The 4,734-nt window shown below is 41.7% G+C and carries 4 protein-coding genes; 1 reads left to right on the top strand and 3 read right to left on the bottom strand.

Translation table 11 applies throughout. From position 1 onward, the window contains the following. Positions 1-971 (bottom strand): IS4 family transposase (locus tag ACNPNW_RS05240; RefSeq protein WP_164543397.1); only part of this gene is annotated, 971 nt, incomplete at its 3' end. 92 nt (positions 972-1,063) lie between these two features. Next, on the bottom strand, positions 1,064-2,242 hold the full coding sequence (locus ACNPNW_RS05235; protein ID WP_448766642.1) for an MFS transporter: 1,179 nt from the start codon (positions 2,240-2,242) through the stop codon (positions 1,064-1,066). 346 nt (positions 2,243-2,588) lie between these two features. On the opposite strand from ACNPNW_RS05235, the gene ACNPNW_RS05230 reads away from it, so the two are divergent. Continuing rightward, positions 2,589-3,290: a DsbC family protein gene (locus ACNPNW_RS05230; protein ID WP_448766641.1), complete on the top strand. Its 702-nt coding sequence runs from the start codon at positions 2,589-2,591 to the stop codon at positions 3,288-3,290. Between the two features lie 65 nt (positions 3,291-3,355). Here the strand turns inward: ACNPNW_RS05230 and ACNPNW_RS05225 are convergent, their stop codons facing one another. After that, positions 3,356-4,660 (bottom strand): IS4 family transposase, encoded by a 1,305-nt coding sequence (locus ACNPNW_RS05225; RefSeq protein ID WP_004729329.1) that lies wholly within the window; start codon positions 4,658-4,660, stop codon positions 3,356-3,358. Between the last annotated feature and the right edge of the window lie 74 nt (positions 4,661-4,734).

Below are 4,734 nucleotides of genomic sequence, written 5' to 3'. Positions count from 1 at the left end.
CCTTCCTGTAAATCACTTTTGATTTCTCGGTAACACATTTCTATTTCCCAGCGCTGGGCATAAAGCTTCGCCAAGCCTATCAGTGGATATGCCTTTGAATCCATTAATGAAGTGATATAACGTCTAATTTTCCCTGCCTGCTCAACTTCAATCAAACGCGCTTCCCAATATTCTCCTAATGATGGATTTAGCTTCCTGGCTCTAGCTGAAAGAGGCATTTTGATTTGAAAGTCATGCGGGGAATTACGTTTAATGATCTCATAGCGTAAATTATCTTTTGCTCTCATTAACCAATGACTGGCTTCTACTCGTGTTTGCCAGTCAATCAAGAAATCAGCAGAGAAATAGGCTCGATCAAACAAGGTAATACTATGCGATGGAGGACATAATCGATTTGCCAGTGTAAGTTCACCCTGATCCATGCTACCTATTTGGGCATCAATGATTTCATGGGTGCTGGTATTTACCAGGCAGGTTGCTCTCACTTGTGGATAAGGGGCTGCAGCGGTTTTACCCTTAGATGAGCCAAAGTGTTCAAAATTCTCGTCTGTATAAGGCATAGACCAAACCACCCCGTCAACAGCACATACACTAAGGCCATGAAAGTTTGAGTATTGCTGTTGGGATTCTTCAAACCAGGCTTGGCTGAGTAGAGAAAACAAGGTATTCAAGGGCTCTCGTCCTAAACGTTGTCGTGCTTGCACTGCTGCACTGGGGACACAATATTCTGTTGTACCAAACACAAGTTTTAGTTGCTCTACGACATACCCGATCGGTTGATCTCGAAATAGGGCAAGCCCAATTACCAGCCATACCACATGTTCGGCAGGTAATTTTCTTCTCCTGATAGAAGCCTTACCTGTTTGATGTAGGCTTTCTTTAATCCAGTTTAAATCAATGAGTTCACTGAAATGGCTGAGTGAAGGCAAAGAATGTTGAAGGGTGCAATCTAAATTTTCAGATAAAGTCATAAAAAAAATGAGCGTATTGGCATACACTCATTTTTACTACATTTTTCTAATGTCTGCTTAACTGACTGGCATTACTCAACTGAGGGCTTTTTTTAGGCTGGTCGATGAGATTTTTGATACGCCCACCACAGCGCAAAACACAATAGACTGATCGCGATACAAAAGCTGATCACAGCGAAATCCAGCCCCCAGTGATCGGCCAGATAACCCACAGCAATGATAGGGACAATAGTGCCCAGATAGGCAATAAACAGATAGGTTGACATGACGGCTGCACGGTTGTCTAAGCTGGTCATTTGATGAATCAGGGCAAAAGCACCCATCAGGGCAAAACCATGGCCAATTCCAAAGCAAATATCACTGATAAAAAATAGCAGGCTGATTCTCGAATACATACATAGCGCTAAAACCATCAGGCTCAAGCACATCATCATCAGGCCGATATTCAGACATTTGGACGCTGCAACCGCTTTGGCCATAAATTGCACGATCACTGAAACCACTAAGATACTGGTAATGGCCACCCCACTGACCAGAGGGCCATGCCAAGGTAAAATATTGCGGACAAAGGATGGCGACAGGGAAGCAAACAGGCTAAAGGCGGCAAAGGCACTAAAAGCTGTCACTGCAATAATCATAAACACACGATGAAACTGGGCTTCAGGTCGTTGCAGTTTAGGCGCCATGCTAAAGGGCTGCACCTCAAACTTGGGTGCTTTAATCCAGAACAGGCCAATCAGACACAATACGGCACCCAAAATAATCGGCAAATATGGCATCACCAAAGGCGCAGCGGAAAACTGCGCAATCACGCCACCGACCAAAGGTCCCAAACCAAAACCCATTGCAGTAATGATTGAAATCAGTTGCGGTGCAGTGTGCTTATGGCTTTCCGGGATGGTATGCATTAAACCCATCATGGCAGAAGTGGTCATCAAGCCCGAGGCAATCCCAATAATAAAACGGCCAATCGAGAGGATCAGTGCATTCTGGGCAAAAACGGAAATGATCAGACCCAGCGTGATCAGGGCCAGACCAATTTGCAGGGTCCGTAAAAATCCGATGCTGTTACTGGTTCTGCCCAAAAACAACAAGGTCGAGAGACAGCCAAACATATAGGCGACAAAAATGTAGGTGATCTGGCTGGGAAGCAAATGCCAGAGCTGTTGATAAATCGGATAAAGCGGACTGGCCAAAGCAGTACCAATCGTTCCCATCATTAAAGCCAGGCTGACCATCAAGAACGGTCGCCAGCTGGTCGTTATTGTCATGAAAATGCCGTTATAGTGTTGATCCTTGGCCAATCCATGTCAGGGCGTAGCGAGGAAAATAAAAAGTGTCTGCAGTTTAGAATGGATGCAGAAAATCGGTCAAGGTTGAATGAGTAAGATATTTATCATTTAAAATATTTTAATTATATAAAACAATTTCTTATTGTGAATATTTATGTGATTTCTAGATATCTTGAAGTTCAATCTAACGCTATACATGGTGTTCCACGTGAAACATTATGAGCTTATTTAACTGAGTGTAAACAGTAACATAAATGTTTGAGAAATTTAAAAGCAGAGCGATTAGAATCGAAGCATATTCTTATCCAATTCATGTAGAACATTCATGTTAAAAAAAACACTGATCATTAGTTTAAGTACATTTATTTCAAGCTTCGCATTTGCCAATATTGATACGGTACAAGCTAACTTGGCAAAAAACAGTCCCAATTTAAAAATTGAAAATATTCAAACCACGGAGATGAAAGGCATCTATAGCGGTTCCATGCAGGGCCAAGTGGTTTATCTAAATGAAGATGCCAAACATCTGATTGCCGGCCCGATGCTGCGGATTCAGGATCAACATAATCTGACCCGCGATTTAATGCTAAAACAAAATAGTATCGACTGGAAAAAATTACCGCTTCAGGATGCAGTGAAAAGTGTAAGAGGTACGGGTAAACGTCAGATTGCCATCTTTTCTGACCCAAATTGCCCGTATTGTAAAAAGCTTGAGCTAGAGCTGAAAAAATTGAATGACTTGACCATTTATACCTTTATTCTTCCTTTAAAACCCCAGTCGGTTGCTCCTTCAAAACAGGTGTATTGCGAGTCTAATCCAGCTCAGGCATGGGAAAATCTGATTGCTCAAGGGATTCAACCTAAATCGAAAAAAAGTTGCGCCAATCCGATTGAACGGAATAAAAAACTGGCTCAGTCTATGGGCGTGAATGGTACTCCTGCGATTATTTTTTCCAATGGTTTTAAGGTGATAGGCGCCTATCCAGCAGAGCAGATTGAACAGATTTTTAAAGAATTCGATTTATAAAAATTAAATAGTGATATCAGTCGTTTAATATAAAAAAAGCACCTCATTGGGTTAATGCCAGTCAGTTAAGAAATTGACTGGCATTTTCTTGGGTATTTCTGTGGTTTTCCTTTCACAACTCGTGGGCAACTTCTAACCCTCCTCTCAGGCAACACATACCTCTTAGATTTCTCCAGTAAACTTTCTAGATGTTTGGGTAAATTCCCTGCGGAGTCTAAAGAGTCAAATCTTAATATATTCAGGATACCGATAGATGCAATATGAAAGCTGATTCTCAAAGGACTGACTTTTGCTCGTTGAGCCATATGTTTCATTTGTCTTCTTAGAATATTATAGGCAATGAAGACCCCCCATAATTCTTGATAAATTAAATCAGGTTGCTTGCTCCTCAAATGCTTGCCTTCCTGTAAATCACTTTTGATTTCTCGGTAACACATTTCTATTTCCCAGCGCTGGGCATAAAGCTTCGCCAAGCCTATCAGTGGATATGCCTTTGAATCCATTAATGAAGTGATATAACGTCTAATTTTCCCTGCCTGCTCAACTTCAATCAAACGCGCTTCCCAATATTCTCCTAATGATGGATTTAGCTTCCTGGCTCTAGCTGAAAGAGGCATTTTGATTTGAAAGTCATGCGGGGAATTACGTTTAATGATCTCATAGCGTAAATTATCTTTTGCTCTCATTAACCAATGACTGGCTTCTACTCGTGTTTGCCAGTCAATCAAGAAATCAGCAGAGAAATAGGCTCGATCAAACAAGGTAATACTATGCGATGGAGGACATAATCGATTTGCCAGTGTAAGTTCACCCTGATCCATGCTACCTATTTGGGCATCAATGATTTCATGGGTGCTGGTATTTACCAGGCAGGTTGCTCTCACTTGTGGATAAGGGGCTGCAGCGGTTTTACCCTTAGATGAGCCAAAGTGTTCAAAATTCTCGTCTGTATAAGGCATAGACCAAACCACCCCGTCAACAGCACATACACTAAGGCCATGAAAGTTTGAGTATTGCTGTTGGGATTCTTCAAACCAGGCTTGGCTGAGTAGAGAAAACAAGGTATTCAAGGGCTCTCGTCCTAAACGTTGTCGTGCTTGCACTGCTGCACTGGGGACACAATATTCTGTTGTACCAAACACAAGTTTTAGTTGCTCTACGACATACCCGATCGGTTGATCTCGAAATAGGGCAAGCCCAATTACCAGCCATACCACATGTTCGGCAGGTAATTTTCTTCTCCTGATAGAAGCCTTACCTGTTTGATGTAGGCTTTCTTTAATCCAGTTTAAATCAATGAGTTCACTGAAATGGCTGAGTGAAGGCAAAGAATGTTGAAGGGTGCAATCTAAATTTTCAGATAAAGTCATAAAAAAAATGAGCGTATTGGCATACACTCATTTTTACTACATTTTTCTAATGTCTGCTTAACTGACTGGCATTA

This window comes from Acinetobacter endophylla (assembly GCF_053543775.1).
The sequence above is the reverse complement of the archived record's forward strand: the minus strand, read 5'-3'. Positions and strand labels throughout refer to the sequence as shown.

Coding starts and splice junctions, on each gene's coding strand:
- ACNPNW_RS05225 (WP_004729329.1), bottom strand. CDS start 4,660: ATGACTTTATCTGAAAATTTAGATTGCACCCTTCAACATTCTTTGCCT.
- ACNPNW_RS05230 (WP_448766641.1), top strand. CDS start 2,589: ATGTTAAAAAAAACACTGATCATTAGTTTAAGTACATTTATTTCAAGC.
- ACNPNW_RS05235 (WP_448766642.1), bottom strand. CDS start 2,242: ATGACAATAACGACCAGCTGGCGACCGTTCTTGATGGTCAGCCTGGCT.